Below are 20448 nucleotides of genomic sequence, written 5' to 3' on the forward strand. Positions count from 1 at the left end.
CGGCGTACATCAAAACAACTCAACACAATAATATCTATATGCTTGTATGTTATGTAAGACCGGAGTTAACCCCGATAGTTGAATATAACCCTAATTATTTTTACCACCTCCCGGCAATCAGTACCACCGGGGGATTGTTACCCAAGATTATGTCGCGCCACCGGCAGCAGGTAACGTTCTGTTTCGGCCAGAATTTGCGCTAAACAAGTATTATCCAACTGACGGAACACCCGCTGCACATAAGGATCTTCACCTTCCCCCGGAATGCGTTGATCACCCTGCCAGGTTTGCAACAGCTTGGCCCGCGCCTTGATTTGCACTTCTTCATCCCAATCAATCTGCTGCGTTTCCGGCTGGTAGCATTGACTCAGCCAAGCCCAGCCACTTTTATTCAACAGCAGCAACGGCTGACACAGACCGCGCTGATAACCGGCCACCAGTTCGGCCAGTTGCGCGCGAGCTTCCTCTGCGTTCAAGGCGGCAAAACGCCAGGCGGCACCTTTGCGCCCGTAAATGCGGCTTTCCCCCGTGCCACCGGCACAGCAGTACACCAGATGCTCCAGCCACAGCAATATCCCGTCGACGGCCGACAGGGTGGACGGCCGCCAGCGCAACAGCCCGTCTTCCTGAACCTGATGCAACCAGCCGCTAATGCGCACACCGGCAATGTCGATATCCAATTCCAGGCTGTGCCCTCCACTACGTTCGGCACGCACTTGCTCGGCCAGTTCGGTCATCTCCTCCTGCTGCTTCTGCCAGTAAATTTCACCGAAGGGGCCAAAAGGCAATCCGCCGGCGGCACGAACCCGCTGAAACAGACGAGTGGCGTCTTCGCCTTCAATCAAGGTATTCAGCAGTTGGCTGTTGAACTGATAACGGCTGAGATTATCCAGGGTGAAGGGTTCTTCATCCGGCAATTCGGTTTCTTCCAGGATGAAACTGACCCCCAGGCGCAGTTGGAAGAAGGCGCGGATCGGGTGGCGGTAGAAGCGCAGTAAATCATCCAGCAAAATCTGGGTCTGCGCTTCCGGCAGCAGTGGCTGATTAAACGGTGGATGCGCCGCACCTTTCCCATCGGCCGCCGGCAGCCATTCGGCGGCATAGCTCTGCTCTTCTGTGCCGGGCAGGAAATTCTCGGCGGCAAACGGCATGCGCGAATGCCAGTTAAGCAAGTGCTGACCCACGCGTTGCGCACTGCCATCAGCGTCTAATGCCTCATCCCCCGGCAGGCAGTAGCTCTGCTCAAGGTATTCCAGCAACTCGGTCACCAGCACCGAAGGATAACGCTCGCTGTTATCCTGAATGGAGCGGCCAATAAAGCTGATATACAACCGTTGCTGCGCCGACAGTATGGCTTCCAGGAACAAATAACGGTCATCGTCACGGCGGCTGCGATCGCCGCGTTTAACCTGTTGCGCCATCAGATCAAAACCTAACGGTGGCAACGTCCGGGGGTAAACCCCGTCGTTCATGCCCAGCAGGCAAACCACTTTGAACGGGATGGAACGCATCGGCATCAGCGTACAAAAGTTGATTTGTCCGGCCAGGAAACGTTGGCTGATACGTTCCTGATCGAGACGTGCCGCCAGTTCGTCACGCAGGATAGACAGCGGCACTTCATCGGGATAACGCGCCGCCAACCCAAACTCGAACAGCTTGTTCCACTGCTGCTCAATCAGGGCCAGCACCACTTCGGTTTCGCCGTCCTGCTCAAAAAAGGTCTCCAGCAGCTGACGACACAGCGGCTGCCACTCCGGCAAGGTTCGCAGTTGCCCCAGTCGTTGCCGCCAGCGGCTCAACGCCGCCAACAGCTCAGCCAACTGCCCGGCCAGCTCGGCAACCAACCCGCTCGATTCGTCGTAAGGCAAGACCCCTTGCCAGTCGCCGGCATTGCTGTCCATCGCGTAGCCCAACAGCATGCGCGTAATGCCGAATTGCCAGGTATGCTGCCCGGTGGCGGGCAAATCCAGTTCACGAACGTTGTCGTCATCCAGGCCCCAACGAACGCCGGACTCCCCCACCCAGTGACGCAACAGACGCAATCCTTCTTCCCGAATCGAGAATCGTGCCGCCAGTGCTGGCACCTCCAGCAGCGCCAGCACCTGTTCGGACGTGAAGCGGCTCTGCGGCAGATCCAACAGCGAGATAAACGCCTGCAGCGCCGGGTGCGCCTGGCTGGCTTTTCGGTCAGAAATGGCAAACGGCAGGTAGCGTTCAGGGGAAGCGTTACCGAATACCGCCTGAATATAGGGCGTGTAATTGTCGATATCCGCCACCATCACGATGATGTCGCGCGGCGTCAGTTCAGGGTCGTCCGCCAGCATGCTCAACAACTGATCGTGCAGCACCTCAACCTCTCGCTGCGGGCTGTGGCAGGCGTGCAGGCTGATGGAACGATCGGTAGGGTCGAGCAGCCGCTTGGTGGCGCTGCTTTCCAGCGTTTCCGGCGTGGTGCCGATAACCGCGCTGTTTTTCAGCTCCAGCATATCGTGCTGAATGGCATGCAGCAGATTGTCTGCGGGGATATCGACAAACGCAAAAATCTCCTGCGAGGATTCGATCTGCGAGAGTAAAAAGTGGTGGTCGCGCCCCAGCTTGCCCCATGAGGCCAACAGCGGGTTCGGCAGGTCTTGCTCACCGGCTTCATTAAACAGTGCGGCGGCATTATCAGGATCTTTGAATAACCCATACTCCGTTTGATCCTGATAATGACGTCGTTTGCGGCTCTGCAGTTTCGCCAGGAAGGACTGGCTCTGAATATCCCCCCAATAATAGTGGCACGGATTAGTGAACATCAGGTGGATATCGATGTGCCTGCCCAGCGCCTGCAGGGCCTCAAGATAGACCGGCGGTAATGCCGAGATGCCGCAGATAAACACCCGTGGCGGTAATCCCGCCGGGGGCTGATCCGCCTTTTCCAGTACGTTGATAAAACGGCGATACAGATTGGCGCGGTGCCATTCCGGCTGGCCCAATTCCTCGGTGTACTCGACTAACCGCGCCCACAGCGGCGCCTGCCATTGCTGCGCTTCCGCCAGTCCGTCAATACGTTCACCCTTTTGCCAGCTTTCCAGCCATTGCGGGCGATACACCAGATATTGGTCAAACAGGTCAGCCACCCGACCGGCCAGCTGATGAATTTTGCGTTTGTCGCCGTCGTCGGTGAGGTAATGCTGCAGCGGGGCAAACTCGGGCTGGGTGAGTAAATCGGGCAACAGCCACATCAACTTCCAGGTCATGGCATCTTTGCTGAAGGCGCTCTCTTTCGGGATCCCCGGTAACACGCGGGTGAACATGTCCCAAATGAAGGTGGCAGGCAGGGGGAAAGCGATATTGGCGGCGATACCGAACTGTTCCGCCAGTTGCATCTGTAACCACTGCGCCATACCGGGACTCTGCACCAGTACCACTTCCTGTTGAAAAGGATCGGCCAATGGCTCTCTGGCTATCAAAATGCTGGTCAGTGTTTTTAACACATCCAACTGATTGGAGTGATAAACCTTAAACATTGGGCGCTCCCTTAAAACAAAATATCTGCCGGATCACTGGCGTATGCAGTACCAACGACTGAGTTCCGCCCACTGCCGTTGGGGCGTTTGTATTCTTACCGTTAACCGCCGGCAGCCGACATCCGGGCTGCTTAAGCCGGTCTCACGCCGCCAACCGGGGGGCGGTGGCAATAGCGCGGCATCCACGCGCCCGGTAGCGGCGAAAACTTCCAATTGCTGATGCGCCAACGACCAGGCCTGTCGATACTGCCACTGACGCTGGAACGACTGCAACAGCACCTGATGATACTGTAACAATCCCAGCAGCGACACCGCGAACAGCAACGCGGCAATCAGGACCTCCGGCAAGCTGAAGCCCCGTTGGCCCCCTGGCGTTGCGCCGGACGCGTTATGCAGCTTAATCCGCACAGTCCGTCTGCTTTTTTTCAGGGCAGAAATCCAGCCAACCGCCGCTTTCCGCCCTTAGCCCGATCTCGCCGCCTGCCCCCTCAGGTTTGGCCCGTTGATATAACCGCAACGGCTCCCCGCCGGTGACCGGCGCTTCACCACGCACCAGCACAATCCCCGCCTGAGCGGATAATTTTGCACAGGCGCGTAATTCGGCGCTTTGCCGACACCACCAGCCGTTGTCGGTGAGTCGGCCACGCGGCCAAGACTGCGCGACGCCCCAACTGAGCGCAGAGGCGGCCTGCTGATATGCCTGTAGATAGCGCTTCTCGTCCGCTGCCAACAGTAAAGCGTTATCCAGTTGGCGATGCTGAGCATTCAACAACATCAGCCCCATCACCAGCAGCATCATCACTGCCGCCAGGGTACTGCCACCCCGTTCTGCGCCCATGTTCATGGCAGAGAGGCCATATTGACCGCCCAGACCAGGCTACGCCGTATGCCGCCATCCGCTTTCGAACGGCCACTCAATGCCAGCGTGGCCCAGGTTTTACCGCTGTCGCCCTGGTTCGTCTTTACGCTGAAAGCGTCGATGCGCACTTCGTCGTTATCGAGCAGGCGCTCCCAGCCCGTTCCCCGACAATGCTTCACGCCCCGCTGCCCTTCCAACATGCCCTGCCGCAGACGATAACCGAAATAACCGGCGTCAGCGCCCAGCGTTTCCCAGCGACCGCTGCGGGTGATGTCATAGGCGACTATCACGCAACTGCCTGCCGCCTCTCCGGGAACGCGGCTAATCAAGATGGGTTGCCCGCGGCACTGCCCAGCGCAGAAACCGGCCCGACGCAGATCTTTCTCGATGCCGAACGCCAATTGCCGTAGCACCGACTCCAGCCGATAGTGCCTGCCGACATCGACACTGTGCTGGCGCAACACCGGGTAGGTTTTCGCGGCTGCAAGCGTGATCAGGCTGCCAAATGTCAGTGCCAGCATGACCTCCGGCAAGGTAAAACCGCGTTCTAGGACTGACATGCTGCAATCCCCCGCATGCTCCCCTCTTCGCTGCATAACCGCAGCCGTCCTTTGGCGGACAACACCAGCCTAAGGCGGCCTGCACCGTTGCTGAGCACGAGATGCCCTGCCTGCGCATTGTTGCGCAGGCCATAAAACCCCATCTCTTTTTGGGTATGGCCCGCCAGTCGTACATCAGGGTACTGCGGTTTGAACACATCCTCGTCGAGCGCGGTGCAATTCACCGGCGCCTGACCTTCGCCGATACACCAGGGATCGCCGGTTTTAATCCCCAGCAACGCCGTGCGGTTACGCCAGTTGGCGTCTGCCTGCAACCGGCTGAGAAATGCCAGCAGTTGCTGCGCGGTATGTTCCAGACGCAAGGCCTGCTGATAATGACGCCAGTGGCTAACGCCCCAGCCCGTCAGCAGGCCCGCCAGGGTAATCACCACCAGCAGTTCAATCAGCGTCATGCCGCGCTGGCCATCATGGTTGAAAATCATCTCATCGTTCATGACGGCCAGTGTAATCAGGCACGCAGTACGATAAAGGGCGGTTTGTCCGGCTTGAAGCGCACTGCGCAAGCTTTCTATGCAATGGAGGAGACAGCGCAAAAAAATGCGAAGCAGTGCGCAGAGGTGCAACGGCAGAAAAAAGTAAGGGCGCAACCTGTGCGCCCCTGGGGATACCTTATACGGTAAGTATCAGATGGCAACCGGTGCCTTGATGGCCGGATGCGGATCATAACCTTCGATTTCAAAATCTTCGAAACGGTAATCGAACAGCGATGCCGGCTTGCGTTTGATCACCAACTTCGGCAACGCACGCGGTTCACGGGTCAGCTGCAGCCGGGTTTGTTCCATATGGTTGCTGTACAGGTGGGTATCACCGCCAGTCCAGACGAAATCACCCACTTCCAGATCACATTGCTGCGCCATCATATGCACCAACAGCGCGTAGCTGGCAATGTTGAACGGCAGGCCGAGGAACACATCGCATGAACGCTGGTACAGCTGGCAAGATAATTTGCCGTCCGCCACATAGAACTGGAAGAACGCATGGCATGGCGCCAACGCCATCTGGTCCAACTCACCCACGTTCCAGGCCGAAACTATGATGCGGCGTGAATCCGGATCCTGTTTCAGTTGGTTCAGCACCGTGGTCAACTGGTCGATCTGACGACCGTCAGCAGCCCCCCAGGCGCGCCACTGTTTACCGTACACCGGGCCAAGGCTGCCGTTTTCGTCGGCCCACTCATCCCAGATGCTGACCTTGTTTTCCTTCAGGTAAGCCACGTTGGTGTCGCCGTTCAGGAACCACAACAGTTCATGGATGATCGAACGCAGATGACACTTTTTGGTGGTCACCAGCGGGAAGCCTTCCTGCAAATTGAAACGCATCTGGTGGCCGAAAATCGACAGCGTGCCAGTGCCGGTACGGTCGGCTTTAGGGGTGCCCTCGGCGAGCACTTTGTTCATCAAATCCAGATACTGTTTCATTTGTTCCTCACGACAGTTGTTGCTGCGGGCGACGACGGTACGCCCAAATCATCATAATAATACCGGCCACCACCATAGGAACGGACAGGATCTGCCCCATGCTGATTACGCCGTCGAACAGGCCGAGCTGGGCATCCGGCTGGCGGAAAGCTTCGACGATAATGCGGAATATGCCATAGCCAATCAGGAACAGGCCGGAGACGGCCCCCATTGGCCGCGGCTTGCGGATAAACAGGTTCAGAATGATAAACAGCACCACGCCTTCCAACAGCAGTTCATACAGCTGAGACGGGTGGCGCGGCAGCACGCCGTACTGATTCAGGATCGGCAGCAACTGCGGATCGGCGGCGGCAAGCGCTACGTCTTCCGCACGCGAGCTGGGGAACAGCATCGCCCAGGGGGTATCGGTGGTCACGCGGCCCCAGAGTTCGCCGTTGATAAAGTTACCCAAGCGGCCGGCACCCAGACCGAAAGGGATCAGCGGGGCAATAAAATCAGATACCTGGAAGAAAGTGCGCTTGGTGCGGCGAGCGAACCAGAACATCACCAGGATCACGCCCATCAACCCACCGTGGAACGACATGCCGCCATCCCAGACTTTGAACAGGTAGAGCGGGTTATCCAGGAACAGCGGCAGGTTGTAGAACAGCACATAGCCAACGCGGCCACCGACGAACACACCGAGGAAACCGGCATACAGCAGGTTCTCTACTTCATCCTTGGTCCAACCGCTGCCCGGTTTGTTGGCACGGCGTACCGCCAGCCACATGGCAAAAACGAAGCCAACCAGGTACATCAGACCGTACCAATGCAGAGAAACCGGGCCGATAGAGAAAATCACCGGATCAAATTTAGGAAACGCCAGATAGCTATTGGTCATCTATCACCACAACATGTCTATTATTCTTCCCCATCCGGGGGCGGCAGGTGCCAAACGCGGTGAAACGCAGCGGGAGCACTCTTTTCCGTTGCTTTCAACACAGTTGAGGAGGCGGATAATAGCATAAGCTTAACCGCCTCCGGACTGGCCTGCAGGGAAAAGTTCTGTAAAAAAATCAGTCAGCCTACGGCGTTACTTGCCGCCGCGGATCAAACCGCCCATGCCGCGCCGTTCCATAAACGCCGCCACCTGATGACGCACCTCGGTGGTCATTTGGGCGCCGAGCACCCGCTGTGCCAGCGCTTCGGCGTCGGATAGCTCAATATGCCGCAGCAGATATTTGATGCGCGCCACGCTACGTCCGTTCATGCTCAGGTTGCGGTAGCCCATGCCCACCAGCAGCAAGGCCCCCATTGGATCGCCGGCCAGCTCGCCACACAGCCCCACCGGCAGCCCGACGGCCTGGGCCTGAACGGCAATCATCTTGAGCACCTGCAGCATGGAAGGATGCAGGCTGTCGTAAAGCGACGCCACTCGGGTGTTGTTGCGATCCACCGCCAGCAGGTATTGGGTCAGGTCGTTGGTGCCCACCGAAATAAACTCCACCCGCCCCGCCAGATGCGGGATCAGGAAGATCATCGACGGTACTTCCAGCATGACGCCGAGCTTGGGTTTCGGGATTTCATATCCCAACACTTCTTCCACTTCCCGCCCGGCGCGGTCGATCAGGCGGCGAGCCTCGTCGATCTCCTCCAGGCTGGTGATCATCGGCAGCAAAATGCCCAGGTTGCCGGTACCGGCATTAGCCCGCAGCATGGCGCGTACCTGGATAAGGAAGATTTCCGGCTGATCCAGGGTGATGCGGATACCGCGCCAACCCAGACACGGATTTTCTTCGCTGATAGGCATATAAGGCAGTTGCTTATCGGCACCAATATCCAGCGTGCGCAACGTCACCGGCTTGTTCGGATACAGCTGCAGCATGCCCTGATATTGGGCGACCTGTTCCTCTTCTGAAGGGAACCCGCTCTGCAGCATAAAAGGAATTTCGGTACGGTAGAGGCCAACGCCATCGACCCGCCCGCCCAGCAGTTGTTCGTGTTCAGGGCTAAGACCGGCGTTAAGCATCACCTGCACTCGCTCGCCGCTTTTGAGTTGGGCCGGCTGTTCGACGTCGTCTTCCGCCAAACGGCTTAATTCCAGTTCTTCGTTGATCAGCCGCTGGTATTCCTGGACCAGCACCGGCTCCGGATCAACCAACAATTCACCGCGATAACCGTCGACAATCAGCAGCCGCTGGCTGAGCAGCGCCGGCTGAATATCCGCCCCCATCACCGTCGGCACGCCCATTGCCCGCACCAGAATGGCGGCATGAGAGTTGGCGGCACCGTCGCGCACCACCACGCCCACCAACCTGTCTTGCGGCATTTCGGCCAACAGGGTAGCGGTCAATTCGTCAGCCACCAGCACAAAACGCGCCGGCCACTGGGTTGCGCCCTGGGTGGTATCGTCGAGGTGGAATAAAAGGCGCTGACCGAGCGCACGCAGATCGCTGGCGCGCTCACGCATGTAAGTGTCTTGCAGACTGGCAAACTGGGCGGCAAAGACTTCGATCACCTGTTTCACTGCCCATTCCGCCACGGAACCGGCATCAATCTCGGCAAAGAGTTCGCGCTTGAGTCGAGCGTCATTCAACAGGTGAGAGTAGAGATCGAAAATTGCCGCGCTCTCTTTTTGCGAGCTGGCGGCAAAGCGCTTGCTGAAACGGCGGAATTCCGCGCCGGCTTCTTCCAGCGCCTGGGTCAGGCGTTCCCGCTCGCTGGCGGTATCGAGCGTCGAGGCCTTGTAAACCTGATCGAGTGATGGCTGGCTGCTGTCCTGCCAACCTTCAGCCACCGCGACGCCTGGCGATGCCGCCAATGCACGGATGCGCGTCTGACGATATTGGCCAAAAAGGGCGTTAAGTTGCGACTGCGAGAGGATCCCGGCCATTTGCGTGGCCAGCGTCACCATGAAAGACTCTTCACTTTCATCGAACTGGCGCAGCTCACGCTGCTGCACCACCAGTACGCCCAGCAGTTGGCGACGATGAATGATCGGCACGCCGAGGAAGGATCGGAAACGATCCTCCTTCACCTGGGGAATATATTTGAAGCTGGGGTGGCTCTGCGCATCTGCCAGGTTGATCAGCTCCGCACGGCGTCCGACCAAACCAACGATGCCTTCATCAAATGCCAATGCGATGGCACGCCCACGCGGTTTTTTTAACCCGCGTGTCGCCATCAGGTAATAGCAGCGGCGGTCGTTATCCGCCAGATAGATGGAACAGACTTCCGTATCCATCGCCAGACAGGTTTCATTGACCAAAAGATCCAGCGCATCTGTCAGGCTGGCCGCCGCGGCCACCTTCTCAACAATTTCTCGCAAGCGCGTGAGCATAGTCGGCTTAACTTAACCTCTCTTCCGGCGATAAGCGGGGGTCTGCCGCTGTGCTGCCTGCTCCTGCATCGGCATCACGGTGACGGCGAATTCTTTCATCACCCGGCGGTAAACGTCGCGTTTGAACGACACCACCTGGCGCACCGGATACCAAAAACTCACCCAGCGCCAACCGTCAAACTCCGGCGTGCTGCTGCGTTGCATATTGATATCAGCGTCATTGCACATTAACTGCAACAGAAACCATTTCTGCTTTTGGCCGATACAAACCGGCTTTGTGTCCCAACGCACCAAACGTTTTGGCAATTTATAGCGCAACCAGTTGCGGGTTGAGGCCAGGATACGCACATCCTTTTTGCTCAGCCCCACTTCTTCGAACAGCTCACGGTACATTGCCTGTTCTGCGGTTTCGCCAGGGTTTATCCCACCTTGGGGAAACTGCCAGGAGTGTTGACCGTAACGGCGAGCCCACAGGACTTGCCCCTGACGATTACAGATTACGATACCAACATTCGGGCGGTAGCCATCATCATCGATCACCGGACTACCTCGATAAGCTTAAATTCGCATAGATGCCCTGATTGTTTCACACAAGCTACAGGCGGTAAACCACTGCTTTACCGCGCCGCAGACCGGATAACATTGGGATAACTCACAGATAATGGCAAAGTTATAAACATGCGAGGCAGTTTGCACGTGGTTTTATTCACTTTTTCTGTGGATAGGTGTGTGAAGAACTCAAGGGATAAGCCGGTAAAACTCTGGTGAACTCAAAAACGCCGTGAAAACATAAATCATATTATTAATTTAAAAACATGAAGTTATAAAACCATCAACAGCCATATGCAGGGCAAAAATGTGATCCAAGTCCGTTAAGGATCTTGCCCTGGTGAAAGATCCACCAACGTCGTTTTTATCCACAGATTATCCGTATGAGTTACGCACAAAACGGACAAATTCGCAAAAAAGTGGCTGAGTCAAGGCTGTAAATCGAACCAGTGATCGGTAAAAATTTGGGTTATCCCATAAATCTGTGGATAAATAGGTGTAAGATCCTGTTTATTGTCGGTGGCTTCAGGTGCACAAGCGTCGCCCGGAATTTTTTCCCCGCCATGAGCCAGGAAAAAAGTCATGGAAAATCATGCTACTATTATTCTTTTCCCCAGACCTTGCCCGCCAAGGTTCGCTGTGTACAAATACAGTACGTTTTTCAACCAAATCTAACAGGTTCGTATTATGGCGTTTTTATCTCCTCTGCCCCCTCCTCCAGAAAACGAACAACAACTGTTTGCACGGGCGCAGCAGCTTGCCGGCTGTCAGTTGGGTGAACTGGCGGCACGAGCGCAGTTAGCCATCCCCAATGACCTGAAGCGGGATAAAGGCTGGGTTGGCATGCTGCTGGAGCAGTACCTTGGCGCCATGGCGGGCAGCAAACCGGAGCAGGACTTTCCCGAGTTGGGCATCGAGCTGAAAACCATCCCGATAGACGCCGCCGGCAAGCCGCTGGAAACCACCTTCGTTTGCGTGGCCCCCTTGACCGGCAACAGCGGCGTGACCTGGGCCAGCAGCCACGTACGCCACAAGCTGGCGCGGGTGTTGTGGATACCGGTGGAAGGCGAGCGACAAATCCCGTTGGCGCAACGGCGCATCGGTTCACCGCTGTTGTGGAGCCCAAATGCAGAAGAAGAAGAGATGCTGCGCCGCGACTGGGAAGAGCTGATGGACTTGATCGTGCTCGGTCACGTAGAACGCATCACCGCACGACACGGTGAAGTGCTGCAACTGCGGCCCAAAGCGGCCAACAGTAAAGCCCTGACCGAAGCCATAGGCGAACAGGGCCAGCCGATCCTCACATTGCCACGCGGTTTCTATCTGAAAAAAAGCTTCACTGCGGCCTTATTGGCAAGACATTTCTTAATATGATCGCTTTTGTTTAGGCCGCGTTTAGCTAACAGTATCGCCGTATCAATAAACGCGTATAATTCAGCCTTTGCTTTTTATTAAGGTGTGGTTTGGCAATGTTCGAATGGATTATGGATCCCAATGCCTGGTTAGCGTTAGGTACGCTGACCATTCTTGAGATCATTCTGGGTATTGATAACATTATTTTCCTTTCCCTCGTGGTGTCTAAACTGCCGAAAGCGCAGCAGAACAAGGCGCGCCGCATCGGGCTGGCCGGTGCCATGTTAATGCGTCTGGGGTTGTTGGCCTCTATCGCCTGGGTGATCCGTCTGACCCATCCACTGTTTAGCGTCATGGATCACAGCGTTTCGGCCCGCGATCTGATCCTGCTGCTGGGCGGGCTGTTCCTGATTTGGAAAGCCAGTAAAGAGATCCATGAAACCATCGAAGGATCGGACGAAGAACACCACACGAAAGTGCACGGCTTCTTCGGTGCCATCGTGCAGATCATGTTACTGGATATCATTTTCAGCCTGGACTCGGTGATTACCGCGGTAGGCCTGTCCGATCATCTGTTTATCATGATGGCGGCGGTAGTGATTGCCGTGGGTGTCATGATGTTTGCCGCCCGGCCGATTGGCGAGTTCGTTAACCGTCATCCTTCGGTGAAAATGCTGGCACTGGCGTTCTTGATCCTGGTGGGCTTCACCCTGATGCTGGAAAGCTTCCAGGTGCATGTGCCGAAAGGCTACATCTACTTTGCGATGTTCTTCTCGATGTCGGTCGAAGCGCTCAACCTGATGCGCAGCAAGAAAAAAACCGCCTCTGAGTAATCCCCCAACGGGAGCCGCGCCAGCCGCTCCCGTTAATATTTGTCTCCCCTTATCCTGGTTTTAATGTCACTTTCTCTTACAGAGATAAGGACTTATCCGAAACACGACGCCCCCAGAGTTTGCTAATCTTAAAAGAAGCTTCTTTTTGCATATTTAACTGAGGATCCGCAGGATGAAAAAGTGGGTAATGGCAGTGTCTGCGTTGGTGATGGCCGTCGGGTTGGCGGGATGCTCCAGCGATTACGTGATGGCGACCAAAGACGGCAATATGATCCTGACTCAGGGCAAGCCCGAAATTGACCAAGATACCGGTCTGATCAGCTACAAAGACGAGAAAGGCAACAGTCGTCAAATCAACGGCGATCAGGTTTCACAGGTCATCGAACGCTAGTTTCCCGATCGGCTATCGCCCCAGTGCTGCGCGATAGCCCTCCCGCACTGAATCCACTTCCCCCATCTTCTCGGCTTGGTTATAGTCGGCAAAGGCGATATCACCGCCTTGCAGATTGTTTGGCTCCTGTTTTACCGGGTGTATAGCCCGTAAGCGCTAACACGAAAGGAAGGCCGTTAATGCAATACCACCGTATTCCCCACAGTTCTTTAGAAGTGAGCGTGCTGGGACTGGGCACCATGACCTTTGGCGAACAGAACAGTGAAGCCGATGCCCACGCGCAACTCGACTATGCATTAGCCGCTGGCGTCAACCTGATCGATACCGCAGAAATGTACCCGGTACCGCCCCGCCCTGAAACCCAGGGGCTGACCGAACAGTACATCGGCAGTTGGATCAAGGCGCGCGGCAACCGTGAGAAGCTGGTGCTGGCCAGCAAGATCGCCGGGCCGGTACGCGGAACAGACAGCAGTATCCGTCCGCAGCAGGCGCTGGATCGCAAAAACATCCGCGTCGCCCTGGATGCCAGCCTGAAACGCCTGAACACCGATTATCTCGATCTCTACCAGTTGCATTGGCCGCAGCGCACAACCAACTTCTTCGGTAAGCTCAATTATCAGTACACCGACGAGAAGGCTACCGTCACCCTGCTGGAAACGCTGGAAGCGCTGACCGAACAGGTGCGCGCCGGCAAAATTCGTTATATCGGGGTGTCTAATGAAACGCCTTGGGGCGTGATGCGTTACCTGCAACTGGCTGAAAAGCACGAGCTGCCGCGCATCGTCTCGATTCAGAACCCGTACAGCCTGCTGAACCGCAGTTTTGAGATTGCCCTGGCGGAGATCAGCCAACACGAAGGTGTCGAACTGTTGGCCTATTCCAGCCTGGCGTTCGGTACCCTGAGCGGCAAGTATTTGAACGGTGCCAAACCGGCCGGGGCGCGAAATACGCTGTTCAGCCGCTTTAATCGTTACTCTGCACCGCATACCCAGTTGGCGATTGCCGAATATGTCGCATTAGCCAAAAAACACGGGCTGGATCCTTCGCAGATGGCGCTGGCATTCGTACGCCAGCAACCCTTCGTGGCCAGCACCCTGCTGGGCGCCACCACGCTGGAACAGCTGAAAACCAACATCGACAGTTTCGACCTGGTGTTGAATGAAGACGTGCTTCAGGGGCTGGAAGAGATCCACACCCGCTTTACCATCCCTGCGCCCTAAATAATCAGGGGCGCCTAAACCGCGCCCCTTAGTTTGATGACAAACACCCGAAAAGCGTGGTTTTCGGATGTTTGAGGTAAACCTGAAGACATCATCCTTTGTTTTTATTCGTACACAAAACATAACGTTTCACTACAGAGGACTTTGTCAGCACTCTGAGGGGCGCCTAAACCGCGCCCCTTTGGTTATTTTGCCCGTCGTTGCGACAGCCACAGCGCGCTGATCGCCAGTGCGAACACCACGCCAAAGCCGATCCCCACGCCGACCACCGGCACGCTGACTTTAACCGCCAGAGAATAGAGCCCGAGCATCAACAGCATGGCGGTGTTCTCACCCAGGTTCTGCACCGCAATCGCGTTTCCTGCCCCCACCGAGTTTTTGCCTCGCTCCTGCAGCAGTGCGTTCAGCGGCACCACAAAGAAACCGCCCAAGACACCGATAATCAACAGCACCGCATAGGCATTAAACAGGGTGGTTTGCAGCGCAAATACCGCCACGGCCACGCCGATCAAAATCCCGGCCGGCATACAGCGTTTCACCGTCTCCAGCGTGACGAAGCGAGCAGCGGCCCCCGCACCAACCACAATTCCCACCGCCACCATGGCATTGAGCAACGTCGGCGTGGCGTTATCGGCGATACCGAGCGCCACCGGCACCCACAGCACCAGCAGAAAGCGCAGCGTGACCCCAGCGCCCCAAAACAGGCTGGTGCCAATCAATGAGAAACGCGTCTGGCCATCACGCCACAGCACCGCACAGGCGTTGAAGAAAGCGCGAGTCATGGCGCGCGGCGTCCATGAAGCCGCCGGATGCGCCGCCGGCAGGCGCGGAATATACAGGTTGGCAATCACCGCCGCAGCGTAAACCAGCGCACACACTGCGAGCGCCGCTACCACGTGCCAGTCGGCCAGAATGCCGCCGGCCACCGAGCCCATCAGGATCGCGGCGATAGTGGAAGCTTCCATCAGACCGTTGGCCTTGACCAGTTTCTCACCGCCGGTGATCTCGCCCAAAATCCCGTATTTGGCTGGTGAATAGGCGGCTGCGCCCACGCCCACCAGGCTATAGCCGAGGAACGGATTCAGCCCGAAACAGATCACCAACGCACCGGCCAGTTTCAGTCCGTTGGCCACCATCATCACCCGCCCTTTGGCAAAGCTGTCGGCAACCTGGCCGACAAAGGGCGCGAGAATGATGTAGGTGGCGACAAACGCCATCTGCAAAATCGGCTGGCTCCAATCGGGATAGAGCTGCTGCTTGATCAACGCCAATGTGGCGAACAGCAGTGCATTGTCGCCGAACGCGGAGAGAAACTGGGCGCAAATTACCGCGACCATGCTACGTGAAAGCAAGGGTGAGTCAGTATTCAACGACAGGTTCATCAGACAGTCTCCGGCTGTTCAGCCATATTACGCAGGGTCACAAAATCCGGTTTACCGCTGCCAAGCACCGGCAGCGTTTTCAACAAACGAATATCGCGCGGCACCGCCAGTTCAGGGCTGCCCAATTCGCGCGCGGCCCGCAGCAAGGCTTCGCGGGTCACGCCTGCATCGGTGGTGAACAGCACCAGCGCTTCGCCTTTGCTGCTGTCGCTTTTTACCGTGGCGGCGTGTTGCCCTTCCGGTGCCACGCGCTGTGCCAGCAATTCCACGCTTTCCAGCGAGACCATTTCACCCGCCAGTTTGGCGAAGCGCTTCACCCGGCCGCGGATCACGCAGTAACCCTGCTCGTCCAGCGTGACGATATCGCCGGTATCGTACCAGCCCGGTTGCAGGTTGCCATGCTCATCCTCTGCCGCCGGCGGCTCCAGCTCGCCGGGGTGTTCCACCCGAAGATAGCCTTTCATGATATTCGGCCCTTTCAACTGCAAGCGCCCGCCGTTATCGATGCCCGGCACCTTCATCAGCCGCGCTTCCATATTCGGCATAATGCGGCCGACGGTCCCCACTTTGGCCGCCAACGGAACGTTGATCGACACCACTGGGGCGCATTCGGTCACGCCGTAACCCTCCAGGATGCGGATACCGTATTTGTCCTGATAAATCTGTTTGGTGCTGTCCGCCAGTTTTTCCGCCCCCGCCACCACGTAACGCAAGCGCGCAAAATCATACGGATGGGCGAAGCGCGCATAGTTATTGAGGAAAGTGGCGGTGCCGAACAGCACGGTACAGTTGAGGTCATACACCAGCTCCGGCACCACGCGGTAATGCAGCGGGCTGGGGTACAGGAAGATACGGCTGCCGGTCATCAGCGGGGTCAGCAACCCGACCGTCAAGCCAAAGGAATGGAACAGCGGCAGCGACGACATAAAGCGGTCACGCGGGGTGAAATCGGCAATGGTACGGATCTGTTCAACATTGGCCAGCAGACTGGCATGGGAATGCACCACGCCCTTCGGATTGCCCTCCGAGCCGGAGGTGAACAAGATCATCGCCGCATCGTCCGGCTGCTGCGGCAGCATAGCGCGCGCCGGTTGGAGCAAGTGGCGCAGGATCCACAGCTTGTCCGCCAGGGTGACGGTATCTTTCAGATCCTCCAGATACACCCAATGGGCTTCTGGCACCTGCTGGGGCAAATGCGTCAGCTTGCCTTTCTCCAGGAACTGGCGCGAGGTGACGATAGTTTTAAGGCTGGCGGCGGTCATGGCGCTTTTCAGGCCGTTGGAGCCGGCGGTGTAGTTGAGCATCGCCGGAATGCGGTTGCGCAGCGAAGCGCCAAAAATCGCCGCGGCGGTGATGGTGGCATTCGGCAATAGCATACCCACATGCTCGCCCTCGGCGGTAAAGCGCTGCAGGATGCGGCTGACGCCCAGCGCTTTTTTGATCAGTGTCTGGTAGCTGTCTTCCTTGAAATTAATATCCTCAATGCACGGCTTGCGCCGACCGTAACGGTGCTGTGCCGCCAGCAAAGCACGGAACAGCGTCTGAGGTTCGCGGGTGTCCATACGCGCCTTCATCATGATCTGATGCAACCGGTCCCCGGCCAGCATACGACGTTCACGGGCGCGCGGCGCAACCGGCATCGGCAGTGACGTCGGCGGCAAAATACGAATGCTGATCTGCGGGAACCAACGGATCTTGAACACCCCGGCCATACGGCCAAAAGGGCTGAACTCGGCGCCATCGAGCCGAATCGGCACCAGGGTCGCCCCCGATTTGGCCGCGATAAAGGCGGCGCCGTCGTAAATCTTCATCAGCGAGCCGGTAACGGTAATGCGCCCTTCGGGGAACACCACAATCGGCCGCCCTTGTTCGACCATACGCACCAGTTGCTTGATGGCCATCGGCTTGGTGGGATCGAGCGAAACGAAGTCGATATAAGGCCGTAACCAGCGCATAAACCAGCGATCGCCAATGCTGGCGTAGACGGCAAACACCGGTTTGATCGGCAAAAACAGCGCCAACAAAATGCCGTCGAGGAAGGAGATGTGATTGGGCGTAATCAGCAGCTTTTTCTGGTCGAAATGCCGGGCGTCGCCCTCGACCCGTACCCGGTACAACAAGCGAAACAGCACCCGCAGCATTGAAAAGATCATGCCCTTCTCCCTTTGGCCAAGATGAGCGTAAATGGTTGTAGGGAAAAGAATACTATATGGCAGGCAAAAAAAAACCTACGCATCCGCGTAGGTTGGTGCAATTGAAAATGGCTTCAACATACAGAGTATGCTGATTTCTCACCAATCAATACCTCTGGGATCACCTACTCTAGAGAGGTGGCGATTAAGAAACTACCGATCAATCGCAAGAGTTTTGCTCTAAATGCAACCAGCTGTAAATTTCCCGCGACATGCTGAAATAACTCAATGAAATGTAAATAGTCCTGCGGAATAAAAATACAAAATCGGATTTTGCGCAGGCGGGACGGCGGGGCTACAGGCAAAAAAAAACCTACGCATCTGCGTAGGTTGGTGCAAATCAATATGGGCTCAACAAACAAGTTGCTGAAACTCACCAATCAATACCTCTGGGACGTTCAATTTACCCTGCTGAGCCGAAAACCGGCCAGCGACCAATCGCAACATTAGGGCGCAAAGTGTAACCAGCGGTGTATCCTCGTCGCCTTTCGTGCCGCTGCATGGCGAGCGACCATAGGCCTGAATGTTTAACGTACGCTCACCTCAACCAGGCAACTCATGGCGTTCGGCCCCTGGGTCAACGGCGAGGTGCCAATATCCAACGTTAATACGTTCGGATTGCCGGATTGCTCTACCTGCAGGCGCTGGGCGCCAAAACCCGGATCAAACCAGGCTCCGGTAGCCATCAGCACCACGCCCTGGGTGACGCCATCGGTGATCGCGACGCCCGCCAGACAACTGCCACGGGCGTTACTGACCTGCACCTCCGCCCCCTCACCAATGCCACGTTTTGCCGCATCTTCCGGGTGCATATACAGCGTTTCTCGCCCAGCAGTTTTATTGCCCTGCGCCAGCGGAGCCGGATCCATCTGGCTATGCAGACGGTCACTCGGCTGGATGGAAATCAGGTGCAGCGGCCACTCTTTGGCCTGCGGCGCGCCCAGCCATTCGACCGGCGGCTGCCACTGCGGATGCGGGGCAAAATCGGCATAGCGGTAACCGGCGATTTTCTCGCTGAACAACTCAATCTTGCCGCTCGGCGTTTGCAGCGGGTTGGCCTGCGGATCGGCGCGGAAGTCGTCAAAGAACACGAACTCTTTCGCCGGTGCCGGCAGTTCGACGTAGCCCTTGCGCCAGAAATCCTCAAACTCGGGCCATTCCACCCCGGTGCCCGCCTGCGCCTGTCCGCATTGTTGATAAATAGATTCGATCCAGGCCCGTTCGTCGCGGTTTTCGGTGAATTTTTCGCGGTAACCGAGCCGTTCCGCCAGATCGGCGAAAATATCAAAATCGTTACGCGCCTGATGCTGCGGCGCGATGGCCTGATGCATCGCCAGCACATAGCGGTCGCGTGATGAACCGCCGATATCGTTGCGTTCCAGTGACGTGGTGACCGGTAACACGATGTCTGCCATCTTCGCCGCGGGCGTCCACCAGATATCCTGCACAATCACCGTATCCGGCTTCTGCCACCCTTCCACCAGCCGGTTTAACTGCTGGTGATGATGGAACGGGTTACCGCCGGCCCAGTGCACCAGATGAATATCCGGATACTGGTGCGTCTCGCCACGGAACTGGTAAGGTTCGCCGGGTTGCAGCAGCATGTCGCAGATGCGTGCCACCGGGATAGCCAGCCCGCAAGGATTGGCGCCGACCGGCATCATTGGCCCCGGTGTGTCCACCCGCGGGTTACCGACGCCGTTCATCGAACCGTGGCCAAAGGAGAAACCGCCGCCCGGCAGCCCCACCTGGCCGAGCATCGCCGACAGGGCAATCATCATCCAGTACGGCTGTTCGCCACGGTGGGCACGCTGAACCGAATAGGAACAGGTGATAAAACTGCGCACACCGATCAGTTGCTGCGCCAGCAAGCCGATACGCGCCGCCGGAATGCCGGTGATCGCACTGGCCCATTCGGGCGTTTTCGCCACGCCGTCGTCGGTGCCGCGCAGATAATCCGCCAACTGCTGATAACCGGTGCAGTGGCTATAGAGGAAGGCTTCGTCCTGAGCGCCACGGCGCTGAATTTCATACGCCAGCGCCAGCATCAGTGCTACATCGGTGTTGGGCCGGATCGGGATCCATTCGGCATTCACAAACTCCGGGCAGTCATCGCGCATCGGGCTGATGTTGATCACCGGCGTGCCTTTCTGCACCAGCTTTTGCAGCCAGGGTTTGAGCGAATGTTCCGCCGCGCCGCCGGAGGAGACCTGGGCATTTTTCAGCGCCAGGCCACCGAAGGCCACAAACAGCTCACAGTGCTCGACCACGCTGGGCCAACTGGTGACGCGCCCGGTCAACGGGGTGAAAGTGCCGATCACATACGGCAGGAAGAATTGCGCCGCCCCCCAGCTGTAGTTGCCCAACTGGTCAACGCCACCGCCGCCACCGAAATAAAAACGCCGCACCAGCGAACGCGCGTGGTGTAAACGCCCGGCGGATGACCAACCATAGGAGCCGGTGAACAGGCCGGAGGGACCATAGCGATCACGCACACGCCGGTTTTCTTCCGCCACCAGATCAAGTGCCAGATCCCAGTCCACTTCGACAAAATCCTCACGGCCGCGCAAAGTGCGGTCACTGCCCTCGCGCTTTTGCAGCCAGGAGCGACGCACCGACGGCTTGCGGATGCGTTTGTCGGAATAGGCCATGGGCGCGATGGAATCGAGCATCGGGGAAGGGTCCGGATCGTCGGCAAACGGCTCACAGCGGATAAGCCTGCCGTCTTCAACCACGGCGGTATACGCCCCCCAGTGAGCAAGTTGCGGATAACGTTTAATCGACATGCGGTTCTCAGCCTGGA

Annotated in this window: 16 protein-coding genes; 4 read left to right on the plus strand and 12 right to left on the minus strand. The window is 57.2% G+C overall.

The genetic code is table 11. The features are described from left to right. Nucleotides 1-137: 137 nt before the first annotated feature. From recC to rppH, 9 genes are all read right to left on the minus strand, one after another. Nucleotides 138-3509 (minus strand): exodeoxyribonuclease V subunit gamma, encoded by a 3372-nt coding sequence (recC, locus tag ACGS9J_RS20335; protein ID WP_442232576.1) that lies wholly within the window; start codon nt 3507-3509, stop codon nt 138-140. Between the two features lie 33 nt (nt 3510-3542). Next, nucleotides 3543-3917: a prepilin-type N-terminal cleavage/methylation domain-containing protein gene (locus tag ACGS9J_RS20340; protein WP_442232577.1), complete on the minus strand. Its 375-nt coding sequence runs from the start codon at nt 3915-3917 to the stop codon at nt 3543-3545. Continuing rightward, nucleotides 3907-4353 carry a YgdB family protein gene (locus ACGS9J_RS20345; RefSeq protein ID WP_442232578.1) on the minus strand — a complete coding sequence of 149 codons (447 nt, stop codon included), beginning with the start codon at nt 4351-4353 and terminating at the stop codon, nt 3907-3909. The genes ACGS9J_RS20340 and ACGS9J_RS20345 overlap by 11 nt, the downstream gene beginning before the upstream one ends. Continuing rightward, nucleotides 4350-4928 carry a prepilin peptidase-dependent protein gene (locus ACGS9J_RS20350; RefSeq protein WP_442232579.1) on the minus strand — a complete coding sequence of 193 codons (579 nt, stop codon included), beginning with the start codon at nt 4926-4928 and terminating at the stop codon, nt 4350-4352. The genes ACGS9J_RS20345 and ACGS9J_RS20350 overlap by 4 nt, the downstream gene beginning before the upstream one ends. Continuing rightward, nucleotides 4916-5422 carry a prepilin peptidase-dependent protein gene (locus ACGS9J_RS20355; RefSeq protein ID WP_442232580.1) on the minus strand — a complete coding sequence of 169 codons (507 nt, stop codon included), beginning with the start codon at nt 5420-5422 and terminating at the stop codon, nt 4916-4918. The genes ACGS9J_RS20350 and ACGS9J_RS20355 overlap by 13 nt, the downstream gene beginning before the upstream one ends. Before the next feature lie 189 nt (nt 5423-5611). Further along, complete coding sequence (gene thyA / locus ACGS9J_RS20360; RefSeq protein WP_442232581.1) at nt 5612-6406, minus strand: thymidylate synthase; 795 nt, start codon at nt 6404-6406, stop codon at nt 5612-5614. A gap of 7 nt (nt 6407-6413) precedes the next feature. After that, the gene (lgt, locus tag ACGS9J_RS20365) at nt 6414-7286 is read right to left on the minus strand and encodes a prolipoprotein diacylglyceryl transferase (RefSeq protein WP_262241013.1); all 873 of its coding nucleotides are present in this window, start codon (nt 7284-7286) and stop codon (nt 6414-6416) included. 192 nt (nt 7287-7478) lie between these two features. Then, on the minus strand, nt 7479-9725 hold the full coding sequence (ptsP, locus tag ACGS9J_RS20370) for a phosphoenolpyruvate--protein phosphotransferase (protein WP_442232582.1): 2247 nt from the start codon (nt 9723-9725) through the stop codon (nt 7479-7481). A 12-nt stretch (nt 9726-9737) separates the two neighbouring features. Beyond that, on the minus strand, nt 9738-10265 hold the full coding sequence (rppH, locus tag ACGS9J_RS20375) for an RNA pyrophosphohydrolase (RefSeq protein ID WP_012146527.1): 528 nt from the start codon (nt 10263-10265) through the stop codon (nt 9738-9740). A 696-nt stretch (nt 10266-10961) separates the two neighbouring features. Here rppH and mutH point away from each other — a divergent pair. From mutH to ACGS9J_RS20395, 4 genes are all read left to right on the plus strand, one after another. Continuing rightward, nucleotides 10962-11648, plus strand: a complete 687-nt coding sequence (gene mutH / locus ACGS9J_RS20380; protein ID WP_442232583.1) for a DNA mismatch repair endonuclease MutH — start codon at nt 10962-10964, stop codon at nt 11646-11648. A gap of 95 nt (nt 11649-11743) precedes the next feature. Continuing rightward, nucleotides 11744-12460: a TerC family protein gene (locus tag ACGS9J_RS20385; protein ID WP_442232584.1), complete on the plus strand. Its 717-nt coding sequence runs from the start codon at nt 11744-11746 to the stop codon at nt 12458-12460. A 172-nt stretch (nt 12461-12632) separates the two neighbouring features. Next, nucleotides 12633-12851 carry a YgdI/YgdR family lipoprotein gene (locus ACGS9J_RS20390; RefSeq protein ID WP_442232585.1) on the plus strand — a complete coding sequence of 73 codons (219 nt, stop codon included), beginning with the start codon at nt 12633-12635 and terminating at the stop codon, nt 12849-12851. 179 nt (nt 12852-13030) lie between these two features. After that, entirely contained in the window at nt 13031-14071 is a 1041-nt protein-coding gene (locus ACGS9J_RS20395) for an NADP(H)-dependent aldo-keto reductase (protein WP_442232586.1), read from the plus strand. Nucleotides 14072-14256: 185 nt separating this feature from the next. On the opposite strand, the gene lplT is transcribed toward ACGS9J_RS20395, so the two are convergent. From lplT to ACGS9J_RS20410, 3 genes are all read right to left on the minus strand, one after another. Further along, complete coding sequence (gene lplT / locus ACGS9J_RS20400) at nt 14257-15453, minus strand: lysophospholipid transporter LplT (RefSeq protein WP_442232587.1); 1197 nt, start codon at nt 15451-15453, stop codon at nt 14257-14259. Continuing rightward, nucleotides 15453-17606: a bifunctional acyl-ACP--phospholipid O-acyltransferase/long-chain-fatty-acid--ACP ligase gene (gene aas / locus ACGS9J_RS20405; protein ID WP_442232588.1), complete on the minus strand. Its 2154-nt coding sequence runs from the start codon at nt 17604-17606 to the stop codon at nt 15453-15455. Before aas ends, lplT begins: the two co-directional genes overlap by 1 nt. A gap of 566 nt (nt 17607-18172) precedes the next feature. After that, nucleotides 18173-20431 carry a molybdopterin guanine dinucleotide-containing S/N-oxide reductase gene (locus ACGS9J_RS20410; protein WP_442232589.1) on the minus strand — a complete coding sequence of 753 codons (2259 nt, stop codon included), beginning with the start codon at nt 20429-20431 and terminating at the stop codon, nt 18173-18175. Between the last annotated feature and the right edge of the window lie 17 nt (nt 20432-20448).

Source organism: Serratia quinivorans, assembly GCF_052113645.1.
Taxonomy (GTDB): domain Bacteria; phylum Pseudomonadota; class Gammaproteobacteria; order Enterobacterales; family Enterobacteriaceae; genus Serratia; species Serratia quinivorans_B.

What these genes read in the sequence shown, in the direction of transcription:
- ACGS9J_RS20355 (WP_442232580.1), bottom strand. Translation starts at nt 5,422, where the DNA reads ATGAACGATGAGATGATTTTCAACCATGATGGCCAGCGCGGCATGACG.
- mutH (WP_442232583.1), top strand. Translation starts at nt 10,962, where the DNA reads ATGGCGTTTTTATCTCCTCTGCCCCCTCCTCCAGAAAACGAACAACAA.
- lplT (WP_442232587.1), bottom strand. Translation starts at nt 15,453, where the DNA reads ATGAACCTGTCGTTGAATACTGACTCACCCTTGCTTTCACGTAGCATG.
- ACGS9J_RS20345 (WP_442232578.1), bottom strand. Translation starts at nt 4,353, where the DNA reads ATGAACATGGGCGCAGAACGGGGTGGCAGTACCCTGGCGGCAGTGATG.
- aas (WP_442232588.1), bottom strand. Translation starts at nt 17,606, where the DNA reads ATGATCTTTTCAATGCTGCGGGTGCTGTTTCGCTTGTTGTACCGGGTA.
- lgt (WP_262241013.1), bottom strand. Translation starts at nt 7,286, where the DNA reads ATGACCAATAGCTATCTGGCGTTTCCTAAATTTGATCCGGTGATTTTC.
- ACGS9J_RS20395 (WP_442232586.1), top strand. Translation starts at nt 13,031, where the DNA reads ATGCAATACCACCGTATTCCCCACAGTTCTTTAGAAGTGAGCGTGCTG.
- recC (WP_442232576.1), bottom strand. Translation starts at nt 3,509, where the DNA reads ATGTTTAAGGTTTATCACTCCAATCAGTTGGATGTGTTAAAAACACTG.
- ACGS9J_RS20410 (WP_442232589.1), bottom strand. Translation starts at nt 20,431, where the DNA reads ATGTCGATTAAACGTTATCCGCAACTTGCTCACTGGGGGGCGTATACC.
- thyA (WP_442232581.1), bottom strand. Translation starts at nt 6,406, where the DNA reads ATGAAACAGTATCTGGATTTGATGAACAAAGTGCTCGCCGAGGGCACC.
- ACGS9J_RS20390 (WP_442232585.1), top strand. Translation starts at nt 12,633, where the DNA reads ATGAAAAAGTGGGTAATGGCAGTGTCTGCGTTGGTGATGGCCGTCGGG.
- ACGS9J_RS20385 (WP_442232584.1), top strand. Translation starts at nt 11,744, where the DNA reads ATGTTCGAATGGATTATGGATCCCAATGCCTGGTTAGCGTTAGGTACG.
- ACGS9J_RS20350 (WP_442232579.1), bottom strand. Translation starts at nt 4,928, where the DNA reads ATGTCAGTCCTAGAACGCGGTTTTACCTTGCCGGAGGTCATGCTGGCA.
- ptsP (WP_442232582.1), bottom strand. Translation starts at nt 9,725, where the DNA reads ATGCTCACGCGCTTGCGAGAAATTGTTGAGAAGGTGGCCGCGGCGGCC.